The 21,807-nt window shown below is 75.0% G+C and carries 18 protein-coding genes, 2 tRNA genes and 1 pseudogene; 18 read left to right on the top strand and 3 right to left on the bottom strand.

Annotation, left to right across the window (positions count from 1 at the left end):
* The first annotated feature begins 312 nt into the window (after positions 1-312).
* The 6 genes from EGX94_RS10950 (at position 313) to EGX94_RS10975 (ending at position 5,720) form a co-directional block, all read left to right on the top strand.
* On the top strand, positions 313-1,944 hold the full coding sequence (locus tag EGX94_RS10950; protein ID WP_123826307.1) for an ABC transporter: 1,632 nt from the start codon (positions 313-315) through the stop codon (positions 1,942-1,944).
* Between the two features lie 70 nt (positions 1,945-2,014).
* Positions 2,015-2,377, top strand: coding sequence for a DUF3499 domain-containing protein (locus EGX94_RS10955; RefSeq protein ID WP_021797507.1), 363 nt, complete (start codon positions 2,015-2,017; stop codon positions 2,375-2,377).
* 114 nt (positions 2,378-2,491) lie between these two features.
* A complete protein-coding gene (locus EGX94_RS10960) occupies positions 2,492-3,319 on the top strand; it encodes an HAD-IIB family hydrolase (protein ID WP_021797505.1) in 828 nt (275 codons plus the stop codon).
* Between the two features lie 83 nt (positions 3,320-3,402).
* Positions 3,403-3,603, top strand: a complete 201-nt coding sequence (locus tag EGX94_RS10965; protein WP_021797503.1) for a Trm112 family protein — start codon at positions 3,403-3,405, stop codon at positions 3,601-3,603.
* A 4-nt stretch (positions 3,604-3,607) separates the two neighbouring features.
* Complete coding sequence (locus EGX94_RS10970; protein ID WP_028706777.1) at positions 3,608-4,624, top strand: SIS domain-containing protein; 1,017 nt, start codon at positions 3,608-3,610, stop codon at positions 4,622-4,624.
* Positions 4,625-4,757: 133 nt separating this feature from the next.
* A complete protein-coding gene (locus tag EGX94_RS10975) occupies positions 4,758-5,720 on the top strand; it encodes a cation diffusion facilitator family transporter (RefSeq protein WP_021798270.1) in 963 nt (320 codons plus the stop codon).
* Between the two features lie 15 nt (positions 5,721-5,735).
* Here the strand turns inward: EGX94_RS10975 and EGX94_RS10980 are convergent, their stop codons facing one another.
* Entirely contained in the window at positions 5,736-5,999 is a 264-nt protein-coding gene (locus EGX94_RS10980) for a DUF3039 domain-containing protein (RefSeq protein WP_043122580.1), read from the bottom strand.
* Positions 6,000-6,101: 102 nt separating this feature from the next.
* On the opposite strand from EGX94_RS10980, the gene EGX94_RS10985 reads away from it, so the two are divergent.
* The 5 genes and pseudogenes from EGX94_RS10985 (at position 6,102) to menD (ending at position 13,600) form a co-directional block, all read left to right on the top strand.
* Complete coding sequence (locus EGX94_RS10985; protein ID WP_021798269.1) at positions 6,102-7,493, top strand: MFS transporter; 1,392 nt, start codon at positions 6,102-6,104, stop codon at positions 7,491-7,493.
* A gap of 53 nt (positions 7,494-7,546) precedes the next feature.
* Entirely contained in the window at positions 7,547-8,506 is a 960-nt protein-coding gene (locus EGX94_RS10990) for an RDD family protein (protein WP_021798271.1), read from the top strand.
* A 126-nt stretch (positions 8,507-8,632) separates the two neighbouring features.
* Positions 8,633-10,744 (top strand): annotated as a pseudogene (gene malQ, locus EGX94_RS10995) (4-alpha-glucanotransferase); the annotation flags it as partial.
* 232 nt (positions 10,745-10,976) lie between these two features.
* Positions 10,977-11,975, top strand: a complete 999-nt coding sequence (locus EGX94_RS11000) for an o-succinylbenzoate synthase (RefSeq protein WP_226906101.1) — start codon at positions 10,977-10,979, stop codon at positions 11,973-11,975.
* Positions 11,972-13,600 carry a 2-succinyl-5-enolpyruvyl-6-hydroxy-3-cyclohexene-1-carboxylic-acid synthase gene (gene menD, locus EGX94_RS11005; RefSeq protein WP_226906026.1) on the top strand — a complete coding sequence of 543 codons (1,629 nt, stop codon included), beginning with the start codon at positions 11,972-11,974 and terminating at the stop codon, positions 13,598-13,600. The genes EGX94_RS11000 and menD overlap by 4 nt, the downstream gene beginning before the upstream one ends.
* Positions 13,601-13,620: 20 nt before the next feature.
* Here the strand turns inward: menD and EGX94_RS11010 are convergent, their stop codons facing one another.
* Positions 13,621-14,883 (bottom strand): isochorismate synthase, encoded by a 1,263-nt coding sequence (locus tag EGX94_RS11010; protein WP_404825155.1) that lies wholly within the window; start codon positions 14,881-14,883, stop codon positions 13,621-13,623.
* Positions 14,884-14,934: 51 nt separating this feature from the next.
* Positions 14,935-15,993, bottom strand: a complete 1,059-nt coding sequence (locus EGX94_RS11015) for a 3-isopropylmalate dehydrogenase (RefSeq protein WP_028706772.1) — start codon at positions 15,991-15,993, stop codon at positions 14,935-14,937.
* Between the two features lie 205 nt (positions 15,994-16,198).
* On the opposite strand from EGX94_RS11015, the gene EGX94_RS11020 reads away from it, so the two are divergent.
* The 7 genes from EGX94_RS11020 (at position 16,199) to EGX94_RS11050 (ending at position 21,790) form a co-directional block, all read left to right on the top strand.
* Positions 16,199-17,284, top strand: coding sequence for a branched-chain amino acid aminotransferase (locus tag EGX94_RS11020; protein WP_021796609.1), 1,086 nt, complete (start codon positions 16,199-16,201; stop codon positions 17,282-17,284).
* Positions 17,285-17,332: 48 nt separating this feature from the next.
* Positions 17,333-18,946 (top strand): citramalate synthase, encoded by a 1,614-nt coding sequence (gene cimA, locus EGX94_RS11025; RefSeq protein ID WP_043150611.1) that lies wholly within the window; start codon positions 17,333-17,335, stop codon positions 18,944-18,946.
* Positions 18,947-18,989: 43 nt separating this feature from the next.
* Positions 18,990-19,832: a fumarylacetoacetate hydrolase family protein gene (locus tag EGX94_RS11030; protein ID WP_021796081.1), complete on the top strand. Its 843-nt coding sequence runs from the start codon at positions 18,990-18,992 to the stop codon at positions 19,830-19,832.
* The gene (locus tag EGX94_RS11035; RefSeq protein WP_123826313.1) at positions 19,829-20,872 is read left to right on the top strand and encodes a CPBP family intramembrane glutamic endopeptidase; all 1,044 of its coding nucleotides are present in this window, start codon (positions 19,829-19,831) and stop codon (positions 20,870-20,872) included. Before EGX94_RS11030 ends, EGX94_RS11035 begins: the two co-directional genes overlap by 4 nt.
* A gap of 66 nt (positions 20,873-20,938) precedes the next feature.
* Positions 20,939-21,013: transfer RNA gene (locus EGX94_RS11040), tRNA-Gln, on the top strand.
* Between the two features lie 54 nt (positions 21,014-21,067).
* A tRNA-Glu gene (locus EGX94_RS11045) sits at positions 21,068-21,143 on the top strand.
* A 77-nt stretch (positions 21,144-21,220) separates the two neighbouring features.
* Entirely contained in the window at positions 21,221-21,790 is a 570-nt protein-coding gene (locus EGX94_RS11050) for a DUF2284 domain-containing protein (RefSeq protein ID WP_021797180.1), read from the top strand.
* Positions 21,791-21,807: the final 17 nt, after the last annotated feature.

Below are 21,807 nucleotides of genomic sequence, written 5' to 3' on the forward strand. Positions count from 1 at the left end.
GGGGCGCGCGCCCGGCTCCCAGGGGGCGCACAGGTGGGGCATAGTGGGCGGCGCCTTTCTGCGAACACCGCCGCCACGTGGTGTTCCCGGTCGCGGAAGGAGACCCCCGTCCATCGAACTGCCGCCCACCCCTGAGGCGTCGGAGAGGAGCAGCGTGCCGAACATCCCACCCCCGTTCCCGGTGCACATCCTGCCCGCACCCGTCCTGCCCGCACCCGTCGCACGGCGCCGGCCTCCGGGCCCGGCGCCCCTGGGGCGCGTGCGCCCCCGGCCCGGCGGCGCGGACCGGTTCTCGATGACGGGGGGCGTCTCGTGAGCGGCACGACCCTCGTCCCTGCCGGTCCCGCCTCCGTCCCGGGGGCGGCCGCCGGCCCCCGGCGCCGCCGCTGGTGCCGCGCCGGGGGCCGGGCGGGGGCGGCCGCGTTCGTCTGCTACCTCGCGGTGGCCCTGTGGCTCAGCGCCCACGACCTCGTCTTCCCCGACGCGATGAGCCGGGTCGCGAACGGCTACTACGTCCTGTTCAGCCGGGATCCGCACCTGGCCGCCATCGGCTTCGTGTGGAACCCGCTGCCCTCGCTCGCCGCCATTCCGCTGCTCCTCGCCACGCCGCTGTGGCCCGCGCTGGCGTCCAGGGCGCTGGCCGGGTGCCTCGTCTCGGCGCTGTGCGGGGCCTGCTCGGTGGCGCTCATGCACCGGCTGCTGGGCCGGCTGGGCGCCGGCCCGGCGATGCGCCTCGTGCTCACCGCCGTCTTCGCCCTCCACCCGCTCGTCCTGCTCGGCTCGGCGGCGGGGGCGAGCGAGCCGATGCTCCTGGTGCTGTGCCTGTACGTCGCGGTCCACCTCGTGGACTGGCTGACCGGGGCCGATCCGTGGCAGCTCGTCCATGTGGGCGTCGGCGCCGGGGTGGCCTACCTCGTGCGCTACGAGGCGCTCGCGGCCGGACTCGCGGTCGGCGTCCTCGTGCTCGTCGTGAGCTGGCGCCGGTCGAGGGGCGGGAAGGGCGCCCCCGCCATGGCGCTCGTCGACACGGTCCTGGCGGCCGGGCCCGTCGTCGCGGCCTTCGGGCTGTGGGCGCTGGCGAGCGAGGCGGTCGTCGGCTCGTGGCTGGCGACCTTCGCGCCCCAGTACGGCAACTCGGCCCAGGTCGGGGCCGGGCGGGGGACGATCGACGTGGTGAGCGGCGCCGGGTCGTTCGCCCACCTGCGCTACATGGCCGAGCAGCTCGTGAACACGGCCCCGCTCGCCGTGCCGCTGGCGCTGGTCGGCCTCGTCGTGGCGCTGCGGCGCGGTGAGCGGGCCCTCCTGTCGCCGGTGTGCGTGCTCGGCTCGGTGCTCGCCTTCCAGAACCTCGTCTTCTCGTGCGGGATGTCCTTCGGCTGGCTGCGCTTCCAGATCGCCGCCGTCCCGCTCGGCGTCGCCGCCGCCGGCTACCTGGCCGGCGTCCTGACCGGCGGGGCCCGGCCCGGTCGTGCGCGCCGGGCGGGAGCCGCCGCCCTGACTCTGGCGATGGTCGCCTCCCTGCCGCTGGCCTGGAGGGCCGAGCGGAACCCGAGGCTGGCCCGCGAGGAGTCCCGGGCCGTCGACGTCGCGGCCGCAGGCCAGTACCCGATGGAGCGGCGCGTCGCCGCCGACATCGCGGCGATGGGCCTGGGCCGCGGCGCCGTCATCACCGACGTCGCCTACTCGTTCCCCGTCGTCCTGAGCGCCGAGGACCCGCGGGTCTACGTCATCACCGTCGACGGCGACTTCGACGCCCTCCTGGCGGATCCTCTTCTGAACGGGGTGTCCTACGCCCTCCTCGCCTCCCCCGACACGGCCCCGGCCGACGCCGTCGCCGAGCGCTACCCGGGCATGTGGGAGGACGGCGCCGGCCGGGCCGAGATGGTGCGGCAGTGGAGCGACGGCCGCGGGCTGACCTGGCGGCTGTACCGCTTCACCGGCTGAGACGGCGGCGGTTCCGCGGCGCGTGCCGGTGACCGCCCGGGTCCGGGGGCGGACTACCGTTGTGCGGGTGATGGATCGTCGGTGCTCGCGCAATGGCTGCAACGAGCGTGCAGTCGCCACCCTCACGTTCGCCTATGCCGATTCCACGGCCGTCCTCGGCCCGCTCGCCGTCTCCGCCGAGCCGGGAAGTTACGACCTGTGCGCGCGCCACGCGGAGTCGATGAGCGTGCCGAGGGGCTGGGACGTCATCCACGTCGAGGCCCCGGACGGCCGGCCGCCGACCCCCGACGAGGACGACCTGCTCGCCCTGGCCAACGCCGTCCGCGAGGTCGGGCTGGCCGAGGAGCCGGCCCCGGCGGCGCCCGACGAGAGCGGCGTCGTCGAGCTGGCCCACCGCGGGCACCTGCGCGTCATCGCGGACCGGCGGCGCTGAGCCCCGGGTCCGGCCGGCCCTCCCCGCCTGGTGGCCCCCGGCTCGTCCCCGATGATCCCCCGTCCCCGCGGGAGGAGCCGGGCCGTCCCCCTCCGCTGGTCTAGGGTGGCTGCCATGGTTCACGAGCTCAGCGAGGGCTTCCCCGCCCTCATCGCCTTCGACCTGGACGACACCCTCGCCCCCAGCAAGTCGCCCCTGCCGGCAGGGATGGGCGCCGCGCTGCGCGCGCTGCTGGCGGTGCGTCCCGTGTGCATCATCTCGGGCGGACAGTTCGGCCAGTTCAGGTCCCAGGTGCTCGACCGCCTGCCCGCCGACGCCGACCTGGGCGGGCTCCACCTCATGCCCACCTGCGGCACCCGTTACATGCGCTTCGTCGACGGCGCCTGGTGCGAGCTGTACGCCCACGACCTCGAACCCGACCAGCGGCGGGCCGCCATCGACTCGATCGAGCACCGCGCCGCCGAACTCGGCCTGTGGGAGCCCGACGGGACCGTCGACGGCGAGCGGATCGAGGATCGCGGCAGCCAGATCACCTACTCGGCGCTCGGCCAGGAGGCCCCCGTCGACGCCAAGAGGTCCTGGGACCCCGACGGCGCCAAGCGCGAGGCCCTGCGCGCGGCGATCGCCGGCGACCTGCCCGGCCTCGAGGTGCGGGCCGGCGGCTCGACCTCCATCGACATCACCCGCCGCGGCATCGACAAGGCCTACGGCATCAACCAGCTGTCCGCCCAGACCGGCATCCCGCTCACCGGGATCCTCTTCGTCGGCGACCGCCTCATGCCGGGCGGCAACGACCATCCGGTGCGCACCATCGGCGTGCCCTGCCACCAGGTCGCCGACCACCACGAGACGCTCGACTACCTGGGCGCCCTCATCCCCGTGCTCGCCGCCGGGCGCCGTCCCGGCGACGAGCTGCTCGACCTGCTCGAGCCCCTCGCCTGAGGCGCGCCGGGGGAGCCCGGTCGCGCCGAGGGGCGTCCGCGATGGGGCATCATGGACCCTGAACGCAACGAAGGAGCCAGCAGATGCCCGCTGAGGCCGATGTGATCCTGTCCCCCGATTTCCTGCAGATCGCGGCGTGCCCGAGCTGCCACGCCAAGCTCGCCGTCGACTACGACAGCAACGAGCTCCTGTGCACCGACACCGACTGCGGCCTGGCCTATCCGATCGTCGACGGCATCCCCGTGCTGCTCATCGACGAGGCCCGTCCGACCCCGTCCAGGTGAGCGGATGAGCGACTTCGACGACTCCCTGCTCGACGACCAGGAGGCCCTCACCCGCGTCGACGCGCCGCTGCGCGCCCTCGCCGGCACCGGCGCCCGCATCCGCATGGACGCGGCCGAGCTCGTCCGACCCGACCTCGGCCCCGGCTACCGCCCCCGCGGCGTCGTCATCGTCGGCCCGGAGTCGCGCCTCGTGCGCGCCCTGCTCGAGCCCTGCTGCCCGGTGCCCGTCGTGGCCTGGCCGTTCGCCGGGCTGCCCGCCTGGACCGGTCCGCTCGACCTCGTCGTCGTGCTCGCCGGCTCCGTCGGCGCCGGCCCGGACGAGGTCTCCAGCAGCGCCGAGGCCGTGCGCCGCGGCGCGGCCGTCATCGTCGCCGCACCCGCCGACTCGCAGGTCGCCCGGGCGGCCGACTCGTCCTCGACGGTGCGCATCCGCACCCGCAGCGAGGACGCCCTCGGCAGTGCCGTCGCGGCGGTGAGCATCCTGCACGAGCTCGGGCTGTGTCCGCCGGTGCGCCCGGGCGACGTCGCCGAGAGGGCCGACATGGTCGCCGAGGAGTCCAGCCCCTTCCACGACCTGTCCGACAACCCGGCCAAGGACCTGGCCCTGGCGCTGGCCGACGCCATGCCGCTCGCCTGGGGGGACTCGGTGCTCGCCGCCCGAGCGGCCCGGCGCGTCGCCGAGGCGCTGCGCCGGGCCAGCGGCCGTCCCGCGCTCGCCGCGGTGAGCGCCGAGCTGCTGCCGGTCATCGAGGGCGCGCCCGCCCACGACCCCTTCGCCGATCCCGACGACGGGCCCGCCCGGCTGCGCCCGGTCCTCGTGATCCTCGACGACGGCGAGCGCAGCCCGGCCGGCGACGAGCAGCGGGATCGTCTCGTCGCGGCGGCGGAGCTGCACGATGTGCGGGTGTGCGCCGTCCTCGCCGACGACGGGGGAGCGCTCGACCGCTACGTCACGCTCCGCCAGAAGGGCCTGTACGGCGCCGCCTACCTGGAGCTGGGCCTGTCCGGCCGCCGGCCCTGAGTCGCGCCCTCGCCCGACGCCGTGCCCGCGCCGGCCCGGCGGGCGCCGCTCCGGCGAGGGGGGACAATGGACGGCCGGTGCGCGGCGGCCCCGCGCCCATCTCCGATCCCCACGAGCGAAGGCCCTGACATCCATGAGTGAAGAAGGCGGCACGAAGGCCACCATCGCGGCGCTCGCCGCGAACCTGGCGATCGCCGCGACGAAGTTCATCGCCTGGCTCCTCACCGGGGCCAGTTCGATGCTGTCCGAGGCCATCCACTCGCTGGCCGACACCGGCAACCAGGTCCTGCTGCTCGCCGGCGGCCGGCGGGGCGCCCGCGGGGCCACCGCAGCGCACCCCTTCGGGTACGGGCGCCAGCGCTACATCAACGCCTTCCTCGTCTCGATCATCCTGTTCAGCGCCGGCGGCCTCTTCGCCCTCTACGAGGCGGTCCACAAGGCCTCCGAGGTGCTCGCCGGCCACGGGGACGAGCTCATGGGCTCCCGCTGGTGGTGGGTGCCCGTCGCGGTGCTGCTCGTGAGCGCCGTCGCCGAGTCGCTCAGCCTGCGCACCGCACTCCACGAGACCCGGGCCCAGCGCAGGGGCCGGGGCCTCCTCGGCTTCGTCCGCGCCACCAAGTCGCCCGAGCTGCCGGCCGTCCTCCTCGAGGACACCGCCGCCCTGGCCGGCCTGGTGCTGGCCCTCGTCGGCATCGTCCTCACCCTCGTCACCGGCAACGGCCTCTTCGACTGCATCGGCTCGGGTCTCATCGGCGTGCTCCTCGTCGCCGTCGCGGTCCTTCTCGGCCACGAGATGCAGTCGCTGCTGCTCGGCGAGTCCGCCGGCCCCGAGACCGAGTCCCGCATCATCGGGGCCCTCACGAGCACGCCCGGCGTCGAGGGCGTCATCCACATGAAGACGGTGCACACCGGCCCCGACCAGATCCTCCTCGCCGCGAAGATCGCCGTGACCCGCAGTGAGAGCGCCGAGTACGTCGCCGCCGTCATCGACGCCGCCGAGCGCACCGTGCGCGGCGCCGAGCCGCGCTGCGAGTACATCTACCTGGAGCCCGACATCAGGCGCTCCGGCTACCGACCGACGCGGCGCAGGTTCTGACCCTCCGGCCCGGGCTCAGCGGTCGGGGCCCTTGTCCTCGCCCGGCCTCATCTGCTCCCAGATCTCCTTGCAGGTCGGGCAGACGGGGAAGCGGTCGGGGTTGCGCGTGGGCACCCAGACCTTCCCGCACAGGGCCACGACGGGCGTGCCCATGACGAGCGCCTCGGTGAGCTTCGCCTTGGGGACGTAGTGGCTGAAGCGCTCCTCGTCGCCCTCCTCGTACGTGGGCTGGGCGCGCTGCCTGACGATGGTTTCCGAACCCGGTGCCAGCTGACTCATGGATTCATCGTCCCACACCCCGGCAAGGGTCGCGGGGCCCATCCCCCGGATCGCGGTCCGGGGGATGGGCCCCGGTGGGGCGCTGTGATGTGATGGGCTGCCATGACCACCGGAACCCCCGATCCGACGGGCCCCGGCGCGAGCCGGCTGCTCGTCATCGGCATCCTCACGGCCGTCCTCGCCACCGCGTTCGAGAGCTACGGCACGCTGACCGCCATGCCGTCCGCTGCCGCACGGTTCGGGCGCATGGACCTGTACGACTGGGCGTTCACGACCTTCATGATCTTCCAGGTGATGGCCATCGTCGTCGGTGGGCGCCTGTGCGACCGGATCGGTTCGGCCCCCCCGATGATCTGCGGGATGGCCGTTTTCGCGCTCGGCCTCGTCGGTGCGGGCTCCTCCGTGTCCATGGGCATGCTGCTGGCCATGCGCGCCGTGCAGGGCCTCGGCGCCGGCCTCGCCAGTGTCTCCCTCATGGTGCTCATCGGCCGGGTCTTCGACGACGACCGCAGGCCGGCGATGATGTCGGCCTTCTCGTTCTGCTGGGTGCTGCCCAGCGTCATCGGCCCACCGGTCGCGGCCCTCGTCACCGAGCGCCTCGGCTGGTACTGGGTCTTCTGGGGCCTGCTGCCCGTCGTCGTCTTCGCCCTCGGCGTCAGCTGGGCGCCGCTGAAGCGGGTGCGCGGGCGGGACCTCGCCGCCATCGGCTCGGACGACGGCTCCGGCGACGCGCCGGTGCCGCTGTGGGCGGCCGGCGTCGCGGCGGCCGGGGCCGCGATGATCCAGTACGCCGGGCACCGCCTCGACCTCATGGCGCTCGTCGTCGCGCTCGTGGCCGTCGTCCTGCTGCGCCTGGCGATCCCCGCGCTCATGCCGGCCGGCTTCCTGAGCCTGGGCAGGGGGCTGCCCTCGGTCATGGTCACCCGCGGCCTCGGGAACGGCGCCTTCATCGCGTCCGAGACCTATCTGCTGCTCATCCTCACCCAGGAGCACGCCATCGCCCTGGGTCGCGCGAGCCTCATCCTGTGCACCGGCTCGATCGCCTGGGCCATCAGCGCATGGGCCCAGTCCCGACCGTGGCTGCGGGGCAGGCTGCGCCGCGACCGGATCATCGTCCTCGGCGCCCGGCTGTGCGCGGCCGGCATCGCGCTCATGCTCGTGTGCGTCCTCGTGCCGGCCCTTCCGGTCCCCGTGCTCGTCCTCGGCTACGGCACGGGCGGTTTCGGCATGGGCCTCATCGTGTCGAGCACCTCGCTGGCCGTCATGGCCCTGTCGGAGCCGGCGGCGCTCGGCCGGCACACCTCCTCGCTCCAGGTCTCCGAGGGCATGCTCACCTCTCTCATCACCGGCATCGCCGGCTCGGCCTACGCACTCGGCGCGGGCGGCGGCCACTGGCCCGTCGTCTTCGGCCGGGTGCTCGCCGTGACGACGGCCGCCGCCGTCGTCGGCCTCGTCGCGGCGCTGCGCATCGGGCCCGTGCACGACCCGGCCTGAGCGGTCCGCGCCGTTCCGGCGGCGGGGCGCCGCGGCATGGCATCCTTGAGGGCGTGAACGAAGATCCCCGCAATGACCACAGCCCGAACCCCGATCCCGGCGATCAGCGGACGGGCGATCCGCTGAGCGGCGGTGCCGGCGGACCGCAGTCCGCCCAGCAGCTGCCCCCGGCCGGCTGGTACGCGGACCCGCACCCGCAGGGCACCGGCCAGCGCTTCTGGGACGGCGCCCGGTGGACGCACCAGACGCGCCCCGACCCGGCCGCCGCCCCGGCGCCCGCCCAGCCCCCGTACGGCCAGGACCAGTCCCCGTACGACCCGTACGGCCAGGGCCGGCCCCCCTACGGCGGCTACGCCCCCCAGCCCGGCGGGTGTCCCCGGCCCCAGCAGGGCGACTACCAGAACCCCTGGCGCTCACAGGCCGGCTTCGGGTACCCGACCGGCCGCGTCACCGCCGACGGGGTGCGGCTCGGCGGCTGGGGCGCCCGGTTCGTCGCCCTCCTCATCGACGGCGTCCTGATGACCGTCCTCCAGGTCGTCGTGCTCCAGGTCTTCTTCGGCGACATCACCGACGCGATGCTGCGCTGGGAGCAGGACGTCATGTCCGCCGTCTCGAGCGGCTCGACGAACTACCCGAGCAGCCCGGCCGATCCCGTCTACGGGGTCACGGCCCAGTGGTACGTCTACGGGGTCCTCGCCCTGCTCCTCGGCTTCGCCTACTTCACGCTCCTCATGCGCTTCCGGGGCGCCAGCCTGGGCCAGCAGGCCATGGGCCTGCGCGTCGTGCCGGCCGAGCACGGGCGGGGCCCGGTCGCCCTGCCGTGGAGCACGAGTCTCCTGCGCAACGGCGTCTGGTACGCCGCCACTCTCGTGGGCTTCGTGCCGGTGACCCTCATCAGCCCCCTGGGGCCGCTGTTCCAGACGGTCGACATCATCTACGGCCTGGCCAACGGGAAGCGCCAGACCCTCCACGACCGGTTCGCCCGGACGCAGGTCATCTCGACCCGGCCCTGAGCCGCGCCCCGGCCCCGTGGGCGCCGTCGGCCGGTGACCCGCGCAGAGCGGGGACCCGCCCACGGCGCCGCGGCCGGTCAATGGTCCTGTCCCGCCCGCCGCAGGGACGCTCGCTAGGGTGGCCCCATGGCCCTGAGCGACCCTGCGTTGAATCGTCTTGCCGAGCTCTTCGGCATCTCCACCGAGTTCTGGGACTGGAAGGGCAACCGCGTCGACGTCACCCGCGAGACGGTCGTGAGGGTGCTCGCGGCGCTCGGCGTCGACGCCGCGACGCCGCAGGCCGCCGCCGAGGCGGTCCGGGTCCAGGCCGACAGACCGTGGCGCCGCGCGCTGCCGCCGGTCGTCGTCATGCGCGCGGGCGGCGCCTCGCGCGTCGACGTGCACGTCGAGGACGGCCGTCCCGCCCGGCTCCGCGTGCGTCTCGAGGACGGCCGGCTGCGCGAGCTGACCCAGATCGACAACTGGGAACCGGCGCGCCTCGTCGACGGGCGCATGGTGGGCGAGGCGAGCTTCGAGCTGCCGGCCGACCTGCCGCTGGGCTACCACCGCATCCAGCTGGTCTCCGACGAGCTGCGGGCGGAGACGACGCTCGTCGTCTCGCCGCCCTTCCTCGGCTTCCCCCGCTCCATGGGGGACCGGCGCGTCTGGGGTTACGCCGTGCAGCTCTACTCGGTGCGCTCGGCCGACTCGTGGGGCATCGGCGACTTCTACGACCTCGGCGCGCTGGCCGGCTGGTCGGCCTCGCAGCAGTACGCCGACTACGTCCTCACCAACCCGGTGCACGCGGCCGAGCCGGTCGAGCCGCTGGAACCCAGCCCCTATCTCCCGACGAGCAGGCTGTTCGTCAACCCGATGTACATCCGCCCCGAGGCGGTCGCCGAGTACGCCCTGCTCGACGAGACCGATCGCACCCGGGTCGAGGACGCCAAGGCGGAACTCGCCGGGCGCCTGAGGGGCGCCGAGCGCATCGAGCGCGGCATCTGTTGGTCGCTCAAGCGCCGCGTCCTGCGCATCATCTGGGCGGCCGGGCGCGACGACCACCGGCAGATGATGTTCGAGGCCTACCGCCGCCGCGAGGGCCGCATGCTGCGCGACTACGCCATCTGGGCGGCGCTCACCCAGGAGCTCGGGCGGGACTGGCGCCTGTGGCCGGCCGAGTACCAGCGACCGACGTCGCCGCAGGTGGACGCCTTCCGCGCCGAGCACGCCGACGAGGTCGACTTCCAGTGCTGGATGCAGTGGATCGCCTCGGTGCAGGCCGGCCGGGCCCAGCAGACGGCGCTCGACGCGGGCATGTCGGTGGGCATCATCACCGACATGGCGGTGGGCGTCAGCGCGGCCGGCGCGGACGCCTGGATGATGCGGGACGTCTACGCCGAGGGCGTGTCGGTGGGGGCCCCGCCGGACGCCTACAACCAGCTCGGCCAGGACTGGGGGCAGCCGCCGTGGCGCCCCGACCGCCTCGAGGACCTCGCCTACGCGCCCTTCCGCACGATGGTGCGCAACTGCCTGCGCCACGCCGGCGGCATGCGCATGGACCACATCATCGGCATGTTCCGCCTGTGGTGGGTGCCCGCCGGCTGCGGCCCCCGCGAGGGAACCTACGTGCGCTACGACCACGAGGCCCTCATCGGCATCATCGCCCTCGAGGCCTACCGCGCCCAGGCCATGGTCATCGGCGAGGACCTGGGCACCGTCGAGCCCTGGGTGCGCGAGTACCTCGCGGGCCGCGGCATCCTCGGCACCTCGGTGCTGTGGTTCGAGGAGGAGGACGGCCTGCCCCGGGCCATGGAGTCCTGGCGCGAGTACACGATGGCCTCGGTCAACACCCATGACCTGCCGCCGACGGCGGGCTACCTCGACAAGTCGCACGTGAGGCTGCGCCACGAACTGGGTCTGCTCACCGAGTCGCTCGAGGCCGAGGAGCGGGCGGCCGACGAGGAGCAGGAGCGCTGGATGTCCTATCTGCGCGACGCCGGGGCCCTCGACGGGTCCGTGGCCGACGAGACCGAGGCCAAGGTGCTCGGCCTGTACCGCATGCTCACCCGCACCCCGAGCAGGGTGCTCAACGTCACGCTCGTCGACGCGGTGGGGGAGCAGCGCATCCAGAACCAGCCCGGCACGACCGACGAGTACCCGAACTGGCGCGTGCCGCTGGGAGGGCCCGACGGGCGGCCGCTGCTGCTCGAGGAGCTCTACGCCATGGAGCGCCCGATGCGCCTGGCCGCCGTGCTCAACGGGTTCGCCCGGGCGCCGGCGCCGTGGGCCCGCGACCCGCTCGTCGAGTCGCGCCCCGTGGGGCGGCGCGGCTCCGGGTCCGGGGCCGCGGGGCGCGCCGGCGCGCGGCCGTGGACGGCGAAGAGGCGTCCGCCCTCCTCCTCGTCCGGCTCGCGGCGGGGCGGCCGGCGCCGCAGGCGCGGGCGGTGAGCCGTCGCGGGCCGACCACTAGCATGATCCCGTGAGCGGACGAATGGAACTGGGCCGGTTGCGCGTCCCACCGGTGCTGGAGCGCGCGGGCGTCGACGAGCTGCTCGTCTTCAGGGCGCCGCTGCGGCACCGCTTCCGTCGCATCGACGTGCGCGACGGCCTTCTCCTGCACGGCCCGGCCGGCTGGGGCGAGTGCTCCCCGTTCTGGGACTACGGGCCCGCCGAGTCCGCCGCCTGGCTGCGCGCCGGCATCGAGGCGGCCACGGCGGTCCTGCCCGCCCCGCGGCGCGCACGGGTGCCGGTCAACGTGACGATCCCCGTCGTCGGCCCGGCGGACGCCGCCGCCCTCGTCGCCGCCTCGGGCGGCTGCACGACCGCCAAGGTGAAGGTCGCCGATCCCCGCAGCGGGATCGCCGAGGACTGCGCCCGCGTCGAGGCGGTCCGCGCGGCGCTGGGCGCCGGCGGTCGCATCCGGGTCGACGCGAACGCCGCCTGGGGCGTCGAGGAGGCGGTGACCGCCATCGCCGAGCTCGACGCCGCGGCCGGTGGCCTCGAGTACGTCGAGCAGCCCTGCCCGGGCGTGGCCGAGCTGGCCGCCGTGCGCGCCCGGGTGGGCGTGCCGATCGCCGCCGACGAGTCGGTGCGCAGGGCCGAGGACCCGCTGGCCGTCGCCCGGGCCGGGGCGGCCGACGTCGTCGTCGTCAAGGCCCAACCGCTCGGCGGCGTGCTGCGCGCCCTCGACGTCGTCGAGCGGTCCGGGCTGGCCGCCGTGGTCTCCTCGGCCCTCGACAGCTCCGTCGGCATCTCGGTCGCCGCGCAGCTCGCCGGCGCCCTGCCGTCCCTCGACCACGCCTGCGGTCTGGCGACCGTCGAGCTGCTCGACGGCGACGTCACCGCGCACCCGCTCCTCCCCGCCGACGGCGCGATCCCGGTCGTGCGGGCCTCGGTCGACGAGCCCGTCGGCCCGGCCGAGGCGCTGCCCGGCGGCCTCGCCGCGCGGTGGGCCGAGCGCCTCGACGCGATGTGCGGGAGGCTGCGGTGAGCGCCGCGCGGGCAGCGGCCGCCCCGGGCGCGCCCGACGAGAACGAGTCCACCCTTCTCGCGCGGCGCCTCGTGGGCGCCCTCGTCGCGGCCGGGGTCCGGCACGTCGTCCACTGCCCGGGATCGCGCGACGCGCCCCTCGCCTACGCGCTCGACGCCGCGGAGCGGGCCGGCTGGCTCGACGCGCGCGTCCACCTGGACGAGCGCGACGCCGCGTTCATCGCCTTGGGCATCGCCAAGGCGGCCCGGCTGGAGGGACGCTGCGAGCCCGTCGCCGTGGTCACGACCTCCGGCACGGCGGTCGCGAACCTGCACCCGGCCGTCGCCGAGGCGGACGCCTCGGGGACGCCGCTCGTCGTCGTGAGCGCCGACCGGCCGCACGAGATGTGGGGCACCGGGGCGAACCAGGTGACCCGGCAGAGCGGCATCTTCGGGCGCACCGTGCGCGACGCCGTCGACATCCCCGCCGGCTTCCCCCCCGACCAGCGTCTCGACGCCGCGGTGAGCCGCGCGCTGACGCTGGCCCGCGGCGCGCTGAGCGGCGACCCGGGCCCGGTCCAGCTCAACGTGGGGCTGCGCGAGCCGCTCGTGCCCGGCTCGCCGTGGCGGCCCGGTGCCCGTCCGCGGCCCCGCACGGGCGAGTGCCGGGAGCCCGCGCCCGCGCCCCTGGACCTTCCCGAGCGCACCGTCGTCGTCGCCGGCGACGGCGCCGGGCCCCGGGCCGAGGCGCTCGCCCGGGCGGGCGGCTGGCCCCTGCTCGCCGAGCCCGGCTCGGGCGCCCGCTTCGGCCCGAACGCCCTGTGCGACTACCAGCGGCTGCTGGACGGAGGGCCGGCCGAACGGATCGAGGCCGTCCTCGTGCTGGGCCACCCGACCCTGTCGCGGCCCGTCTCACGGCTGCTGGCCCGCCCGGACGTCCGGATCGTCGCCGTCGCGGACGGCTCGCGCTGGACCGACGTCGCCGGTCTCGCCCGGGTGGTGCCCGGGCCCGTCGAGGCGGTTCGGCGCCCGGCCGGCGGCTGGCTGCGGGCCTGGCGCGAGGCCGACGCCGGCCGGCGCGGCGTCCGCGGGCCCCGCGATGCGACGGGCCGCAAGGATGCGGTGGCCTCCGCCGTCTGGGACGCGCACTGCGCGCCGGGGGCCCCGGCCCTGGTGATCGGCGCCTCCGACGTCATCCGCTCCTTCGATCGCTGCGCCCGCCCGGCGGACCGGGCCCCGACCGTCGTCTCGAACAGGGGGCTGGCCGGTATCGACGGCACCCTCGCCACCGCGGTGGGGGTCGGCATCGGGCTGGGCGGGCCGGTGCGGGCCGTCGTGGGCGACCTCACCGCCGTCCACGACGGGCTCGGCCTGCTGCACGGGGTCCACGAGACCGCGCCCGACGTGCAGGCCCTCGTGCTCGACGACGAGGGCGGGGCGATCTTCTCCCGGCTCGAGCACGCCCGCACGGCCGAGCCGGCCATGTTCGCCCGCTGGTTCACCACGCCCCAGGCCGTCGACCTCGGCGCGCTGGCGGCCGCCGTGGGGGCCGTGCACCGGGTGGTCGACGGCGCCGTGGAGCTCGCGCGGCTGCTGGCCGAGCCCGTCCGCGGCTGCTCCCTCGTCGAGGTGCCGCTGCTGGGCTGACGGGGCCCGGCCCCGCGGCCTCACCCGTGGGCCAGCGCCCGCCGCATCGGCGCCATCTTCGAGTCCGTCTCGTCCCACTCCAGCTCGGCGCGGGAGTCGGGCAGGATGCCGGCGCCGGCGAAGAGCCGGGCCCGCCGGGACCCCGGGGAGAACTGGGCGCAGCGCAGGGCCAGGCCCCACTGGCCGGAGCCGTCGGCGCCCATCCAGCCGACCGGGCCCGAGAAGCGTCCGCGGTCGAGGTGCTCGACGGCCATGATCCGGGCGAACGCCTCGGCGCGCGGGGTGCCGCAGATCGCGGCGGTGGGGTAGAGGACGTCCGCGACATCGGCCGCGCTGCGCCCCGGGCCCACCCGGGCCGTGATGTCGGTGGCCAGGTGCGTCACATTGGGCAGCTCCAGGAGGTAGGGGCCGCGCAGCCGCGGCTCGCTCAGCCCGGCCCGCTCCAGGTGGGCCGTCACCGAGGCGACGGCCAGGGCGTGCTCGTGCTGCTCCTTCGGGTCGGTGAGCAGCTCCCGGGTCCACCCGGGCTTGCGGGTGCCGGCCAGGATCCGGCAGCGGAAGACCCCCTCGTGCACGTCGACGAGCAGCTCGGGGGTGGCGCCCACCAGACCGTCGTCCGCGTAGACCCAGCAGCCGGTGAAGCGCCGTGCGAGCCAGTCGAGCACGCCCGTCTGGTCGAGCGGCCGGTCGGCGCGCGCGTCGACGGCCCGGGCGAGGACGACCTTCTCCTCGGCGCGCTCCGGATCGGCCAGGACGGCCCGGAGCGCGTCGATGGCCCGCGCCCAGGCCCGCTCGGCGCCGGGCGCGGTGGTGAACTCGAGGCGGGGCGCGTCCTGGCGCGTACGGCCGGGGGACCGCGGTTCCGGCTCGCCTGCGGGTGCGATGAGTCTGGTCGGCTCGCCGGCGGCGGCGCGGACGAGCGTGACCCGCGGAACGACGAGGAAGCCGTTCCGGGACGGGTCGAACGGGAAGGACCCGAGGGCGACGGGCCCCTGGGCCCCGGGGGCCGTCGGATCGTCGGCGCCGTTCCAGTGCCCGCGGGCCCAGTCGCGGAAGCGCCGCCAGGCCGAGGCGACGGGGCCGGCCCCCGAGGCCTCGAAGCGCGCGGTCTCGCCCCAGCCGAGCACGGCTGGTCCGCCGTTCGGCGCGAGCCACGCCCAGGGGCGCTCGACGTCGTCGGGCACGAGGTCGAGCGCCGCGCCCAGCCACTGCGCGCTGTCGAGCCCGGCCCAGTCGTCGGACGCGGCGGCGAGGCGGGGCGTCAGCGTGCTGTCGGGGGCCACGTCCTTCACGTCAGTCGAGTCTAGAGAACCCGCGCCGGGCCGTGCGCCGGGTCACCGCAGCGCGGCAGCGATGGCCCCGCCGATCTGCCCGGTGGAGCGCGCCGTACCGCGGTTCGACTCGATGTCGGCGCTGACGGCCGCATCGACGCGGTCGGCGTCCGCGCCCCGGCCCAGGTGGCGCAGCAGCAGCGCCATCGAGCTGATGGCCGCGGTCGGGTCGGCGACGCCCCGGCCGGCGATGTCGGGCGCCGAGCCGTGCACGGGCTCGAACATCGAGGGGAAGCGCCCGGCCGTGTTGATGTTGGCGCTGGGGGCCAGCCCGATGCCGCCGGTGATCGCCCCCGCCTCGTCGGTGAGGATGTCGCCGAACAGATTGTCGGTGACGATGACGTCGAAGCGCTGGGGGTCGGTGACGAGCATGATCGTCGCGGCGTCCACGTGGAGGTAGTCGTGCTCGACGCCCGGGTGGTCCGCGGCCACCTCGTCGACGATGCGCCGCCACAGACCGCCGGCGTTGACCAGCACGTTGTGCTTGTGCACGAGCGTGACCCGGCCGCGGCGCGTGGCGGCCAGCTCGAAGGCGTAGCGCACGACGCGCTCGACGCCGAAGGCCGTGTTGACGCTGACCTCGGTGGCCACCTCGTGAGGGGTCCCGCGGCGCAGAGCGCCGCCGTTACCGGCGTACAGGCCCTCGGTGCCCTCGCGGACGACGACGAAGTCGATCGGGCCCCTGTCGAGCACGGCCGGGGCCAGGGGGCTGGGCACCCCCGGATACAGGCGCGAGGGCCGCAGGTTGACGTCCTGGTCGAAGGCGAAGCGCAGCCGCAGCAGCAGGCCGCGTTCGAGCAGGCCCGAGGGCACCTGCGCCGAGCCGGGGGCGGCGCCGACGGCCCCGAGGACGATCGCGTCGTGCCGGGCGAGCCGGGCCAGCGTGTCGTCGTCGAGGACCTCGCCGGTCTCGAGCCAGTGCCGGGCGCCCAGGTCGTAGTGGGTGAACTCGAAGGCCTGCTCGCCGCAGGCGGCGGTGAGCACCGCGAGGGCCTGCTCGACGACCTCGGGGCCGATGCCGTCACCGGGGATCACCGCGATGGATGCACGATCGGACGTCATGGGCCCAACACTAGGGGCCGGCGTCCCCCGCGGCGGCGCCGGTCTCATCCGCCGCCCCGGTCGCCGGTCCCGCGTCCGCCCCCGCAGGATCGGGGCGATCACGCCCGGGCGGATCCGCCGAGGCGGCCGTCGGGGGCCCGCCGTTCCGGCAGCCGTCAGATGAACCGGCGGCGGGGCCCGCCCCGGCGCGGGCTAGTCTGCTGGCATGGCACTCACGTTCAGCACCCGGCTCAAGGCCGCTCCCACGAGCGAGCAGGACATCGCGAGGATCAACGAGGATCCCGGGTTCGGCGTCCACTTCACCGACCACATGGCCGCCATCGACTGGGACTCCGAGAGGGGCTGGGTCGACGCCCGGATCGAGCCCTTCGCCGACTACGTGCTGTCGCCGGCCGGCGCCGTCCTCCACTACGCCCAGGAGGTCTTCGAGGGCCTCAAGGCCTACCACCGCGCCGACGGCACGGTCTGGCTGTTCCGTCCCGAGCGCAACGCCCGGCGCTTCGCCAACTCGTGCACGCGCCTGGCGCTGCCCGAGCTCCCCGTCGAGGACTTCGTGAACTCCGTGCGCGAGCTCGTCTCCGTCGATGCCCGCTGGGTGCCCACCGGCGACGAGCAGAGCCTCTACCTGCGCCCCTTCTCCGTCGCGAGCGAGCCCTTCCTGGGGGTCCGGCCGTCCCGGGGCGTGCGCTACGCGGTCATCGCCTCCCCGGTCGGCGCCTACTTCTCCGGCGGCGTCGCCCCGGTCGACATCTGGGTCGAGTCGCATTACAGCCGTGTCGCCAACGGAGGCACCGGCGAGGCGAAGTGCGGCGGCAACTACGCCGCCAGCCTCCTGCCCCAGGAGCTGGCCCGCGACAGGGGCTGCAACCAGGTCATGTTCGTCGACAACGCCGAGCACCGCTGGCTCGAGGAACTGGGCGGCATGAACGTCTGCGTCGTGACGAGGGCCGGCGAGCTGCTCACCCCGCCGCTCAACGGCAACATCCTGCCCGGCGTCACCCGCGACTCCCTTCTCGCCCTGGCCCCCGAGGCCGGCCTCGAACCGGTCGAGCGGCCCATCGACATCGCCGAGGTCTACGCCGGTCTCGTCGACGGCACCATCACCGAGATGTTCGCCTGCGGCACCGCGGCGGTCATCACGCCCATCGGCACCCTCACCAACGAGGAGGGCCGCCACGAGGTGCCCGTCCCCGCCGACGGCGGCAGGACGATCGCCCTGCGCACCATGCTCCTCGACATCCAGTACGGCCGGGTCGACGACACCCGCGGCTGGACCCAGCGGGTCCGCTGAGCGCACCCCGACGCCCTTCCCCCTCCCCGCCCCGATGAGCGAGCTGCCATGACGATGATCCCGCTGCGCCCCGACGCGCTGGAGCTGTACGACACCACCCTGCGCGACGGGGCCCGGCAGACCGGCATCTCGCTCACGGTGCACGACAGGATCCGCATGCTCGGTCAGATCGACTCCCTGGGGGTCGGTTTCATCGAGGGCGGTTCGCCCGGCGCGACCCCTCTCGACAAGGAGTTCTTCGCGCAGGCCGCCCACGTGCCGCTGCGCAGCGCCAGCCTCGTCGCCTTCGGCCCGATCCGCCGCCCGGGCGCCGCGGCGGCGGACGACCCGCAGGTGGCGGCGCTGCGCGAGGCCGGGACGCGCTTCGTGACCGTCGCGGCGCCGGCCCACGACCTGCACGTGAGCCAGGTGCTGCGCACCAGCCTCGACGAGAACCTCATGATGCTCTCGCAGACGGTCCGCCACCTCGTCGCCGAGGGCAGGAGGGTCATCGTCGACGCCGAGCACTACTTCGACGGGTTCGTCCGCAATCCCGCGTACGCCCTCGAGGTCGTGCGCACCGCGGCCGAGGCGGGCGCCCGCACCGTCGTCCTGTGCGACACGAACGGCGGCATGCTGCCCGACTGGATCGGCGACGCGATCTCCGGCGCCGCATCCCTCGGCGTCGACCTTGGCGTGCAGTGCCACAACGACAGCGGCTGCGCCGTCGCGAACTCGTTGGCGGCCCTCGGCGCCGGCGCCGTGCACGTCCAGGGCGCCGTCAACGGCTACGGGGAGCGCGCCGGCAGCACCGATCTGACGACCCTCATCCCCGACCTGCAACTCAAGTACGGCTGGCCGGTCGTCACGTCCGAGCAGCTGAGCGGGCTCACCCATGCGGCGCGCGCCATCGGTGAGATCACCGCCCAGCCGGTCGCCCCGCGCCAGCCCTACGTGGGCGAGTCCGCCTTCGCCCACCGGGGCGGCCTGCGCGCCGCCGCCGTCAAGGTCAACAACGACCTCTACCAGCACGTCGACCCCCGCAGCGTGGGCAACGACATGCGCATGCTCATCTCCGACATGGCCGGACGCGCCAACATCCAGGTCAAGGGGGCCCAGCTCGGCCTCGACCTGGCCGACCGGGCCACCGCCGGGGAGGTGGCCGAGGCCGTGCGCGAGCGCGAGGCCCGCGGCTACGCCTACGAGGCCGCCGACGCCAGCTTCGAGCTGCTCGTCAAGCGGATGCGAGGGGAGCTCGCCGCGCGCCCCTTCACCGTCGTGGGCTGGTGGGTCCTCACCGAGCAGCAGGGCGACGACCCGGACGCCGAGGCGCCCACCGAGGCGGTCGTGAGGCTCCTCGCCGACGGCAGCTACCGGGTCTGCGCGGGGGAGGGGAGCGGCCCGGTCAACGCCCTCGACCAGGCGCTGCGTCGCGCGCTCGGCGGCGTCTACCCGCAGGTGCGCTCCTACGAGCTCGTCGACTACCGGGTGCGCCTGCTCGGGGCGGTGCGGGGCACCGACGCCACGGTGCGCGCGCGCATCGACACCGCCTGCGGGGGCCTCACCTGGACGACCGTCGGCGTCGGCGAGAACGTCATCGAGGCCAGCTGGGAGGCCCTCGTCGAGGCCTTCCTCTACGGGCTGGTCAAGGGGTACGGGTCGACCGCCCCGCACGCGCTCTGACCGGCGGCCCCGGGCGGCGCCGCCGACGGGCTAGATTTGGCCCATGCGCATCGCTCGTTTCGCCGCGGCCGGCGCCGACCCGGCCTACGGGATCGTCGAACTGGCGGCCGACGGCGGGGAACACCCCGACACGGTCGCCGCGATCAGCGGCGATCCGCTGGCCGGCCCCGTCTCCTTCACCGGGATGCGCCATCGGCTCGACGAGGTGCGCCTGCTCGCGCCGGTGATCCCGCGCAGCAAGATCGTCGCGGTCGCCCGCAACTACGCCGAGCACGCCGCCGAGCTGGGCGACGAGGTCGACGAGCGGCCGCTGCTCTTCCTCAAGCCGAACACGAGCGTCATCGGCCCCGACGAGCCCATCGTCAAGCCCGTCGAGACCCACGAGCTCCACCACGAGGGCGAGCTCGCCGTCGTCATCGGGCGCATCTGCCGGAAGGTGCCCGTCGAGCGCGTCGACGAGGTCGTCCTCGGCTTCACCTGCGCCAACGACGTCACCGCCCGCGACATCCAGCGCGCCGAGAGCCAGTGGACCCGGGCCAAGGGCTTCGACACCTTCTGCCCGCTCGGCCCGTGGATCGCCGCCCACATCGACCTGGACGGCGCCGGGCGCCTCGGCATCCGCACGCGCGTCGACGGCGAGCTGCGCCAGGACGGCAGCACCGCCGACATGATCCATCCGATCGCCCGGCTCGTCTCGTACATCTCCGAGTTCACGACCCTGCTGCCCGGCGACGTCGTCCTCACCGGCACGCCGGCCGGCGTCGGGCCGATGGGGCCCGGCCAGCGGGTCAGCGTCGAGATCGAGTCGATCGGCACCCTCACCAATCCGGTCATCGACGCCGCCGACGACGGCGGCTTCGCCGGGGACGGGGCCGCTGCCCGGTGAGCGGCAGCAGGAGCCCGAGGAAGCGGGCCCGGCCCTCCGGTGGCCGGGCCCGCCCCCGCCCGAACCCCCGGCCCGGACCGGCCCCCGGGCCCCGCCCGCCCGCGCGGCCCGCTCCCCGGCCCCTCGTCGGGGCCCCGCCCGCGCGGCCCCTGCCGAACGTCGGCTACACCGGGCTCCTCACCGACGCCTCGGGCCCCTTCCGCAGCCGCGCCGCGCTCGGCCTCGTCCTCGTCGCCCTCGGCTACCTCGTCGTCACGACGCTGCTCATGGACGCCGGCGCCGCCGTCTCGTGGCTCGCCCGGGGGCGCCACGGCTCCTTCTCCGACGGCTACGCCCTCGTCGCCTCCTACGGCGTCGTCGAGGGCGTCGCCGTCGTCGACCTGGCGCTCGCCTCGGTCGTCCTCGTCGTGCTGGCCGTCGCCCGATGGCTCAACGGGCGGGCGCCGGGCTGGACCTGCTCCGTGGAGGGGCGTCTGCGCCCGGGGCTGCTCGGGTGCTGCCTGGTCATCGGCTTCGTCGTCCTCAACGCCGTCTACCTGCTCGGCGGCGCCGACCGGTCCGGGGGCTCCGGCCCTCCGGAGCACGCCTGGATCTGGGTGCTCCTGGTGCTGCTCACCTCGCCCCTGCAGGCCGCGGGGGAGGAGTTCCTCTTCCGCGGCTACGTGCAGCAGGCCGTCGGTGCGCTCACCGGCCGCACCTGGGCCGCCGTCGGCGCGAGCGCCCTCGTCTTCGCCCTCATGCACGGCACCCAGAACGCGGCCCTGTTCATCGACCGGCTCGGCTTCGGCCTGGTGGCCGGGGCCGTCGTCGTGGCGACCGGCGGGCTGGAGGCCTCGATCGCCGTCCATGCGGCCAACAACGTGAGCAGCTTCTGTTACGCCGTCGCCGCCGGCACGGTGAGCCAGACCCGCCTCATCGACGAGAGCACCTGGTCGACGACCGCCCCCAACCTCGTCGCCTACGCCCTGTGCGGCGCCCTGGCGGTGCTCGCGGCGCGCCTGCTGGGGCGGCGCCGGACGACCGGGCCGGGCCCGGTTTGATTCTCGGGGGCCCCATACACTAGAGTTCCAATCCGTTGCCGGCGCGGGTCCGCCCGTCCAGGCCTGTGGGGTATGGGGTAATTGGCAGCCCAACGGATTCTGGTTCCGTCAGTCCAGGTTCGAGTCCTGGTACCCCAGCCAGAGCTGCTCCGGCCGGCCGCTCCGGCGCCCTGCAGCACAACAGAAGATCGACCTGGCCCCGTTGTGCAGCGGCCTAGCACGCGGCCCTCTCAAGGCTGAAACGTCGGTTCGAATCCGATCGGGGCTACCAGGTGGGGAACCCGGCCCGAGCGGCCGGGTTCTTCCCTCTCCGGCCCCGCCCGGGGCGGCGCCCACTAGCCTGGCCCCATGCTGGCCCACACGGTTCGGGACGCACGGCGCACGATCGGCACGCCCGAGTTCGTCGAGCGCTTCGTCGACGTCCCGCGCTTCCTCGAGTGCTGCCGCGAGTGCCCCGCCCACGGGCGCACCTGGGCCTGCCCCGAGTTCGACTTCGATCCGATGGACGTGTGGCGGAGCCGGCGCTGGTTCCACGTCATCGTCCGCACCCTCGCCTTCACGGCCGACCAGCCCCGCAGCGGCCTCGACCCCGACGAGCTGCGCCCGCAGGTCATGGAGCTGTTCACCGCCGAGAAGCGGCGCCTGAGGCACCGCGTCGTCGTCCTGCGCGCCCGGCACGAGGGCTCGGTGCCGCTGCTCGCCGGCTCCTGCGAGCTGTGCGCGCGCTGCACCCGCCTGGACGGCCGCCCGTGCCTGCACCCCGGCCAGCTCATCCACTCGGTCGAATCGATCGGCGGGGACGTCGTGGGCCTCGTGCGCGAGCTCTTCGGCATCGAGATGGGCTGGAGCGACGGCACCAGCCTGCCCGAGGCCTACCACCTCGTCGCGGGCCTGCTCAGCGACGAGCCGGTCCTGTGACGGGCGCGCTCCGGCGC

It is taken from the genome of Propionibacterium acidifaciens (genome assembly GCF_003798325.1).
Taxonomy (GTDB): Bacteria; Actinomycetota; Actinomycetes; order Propionibacteriales; family Propionibacteriaceae; genus Propionibacterium; species Propionibacterium acidifaciens.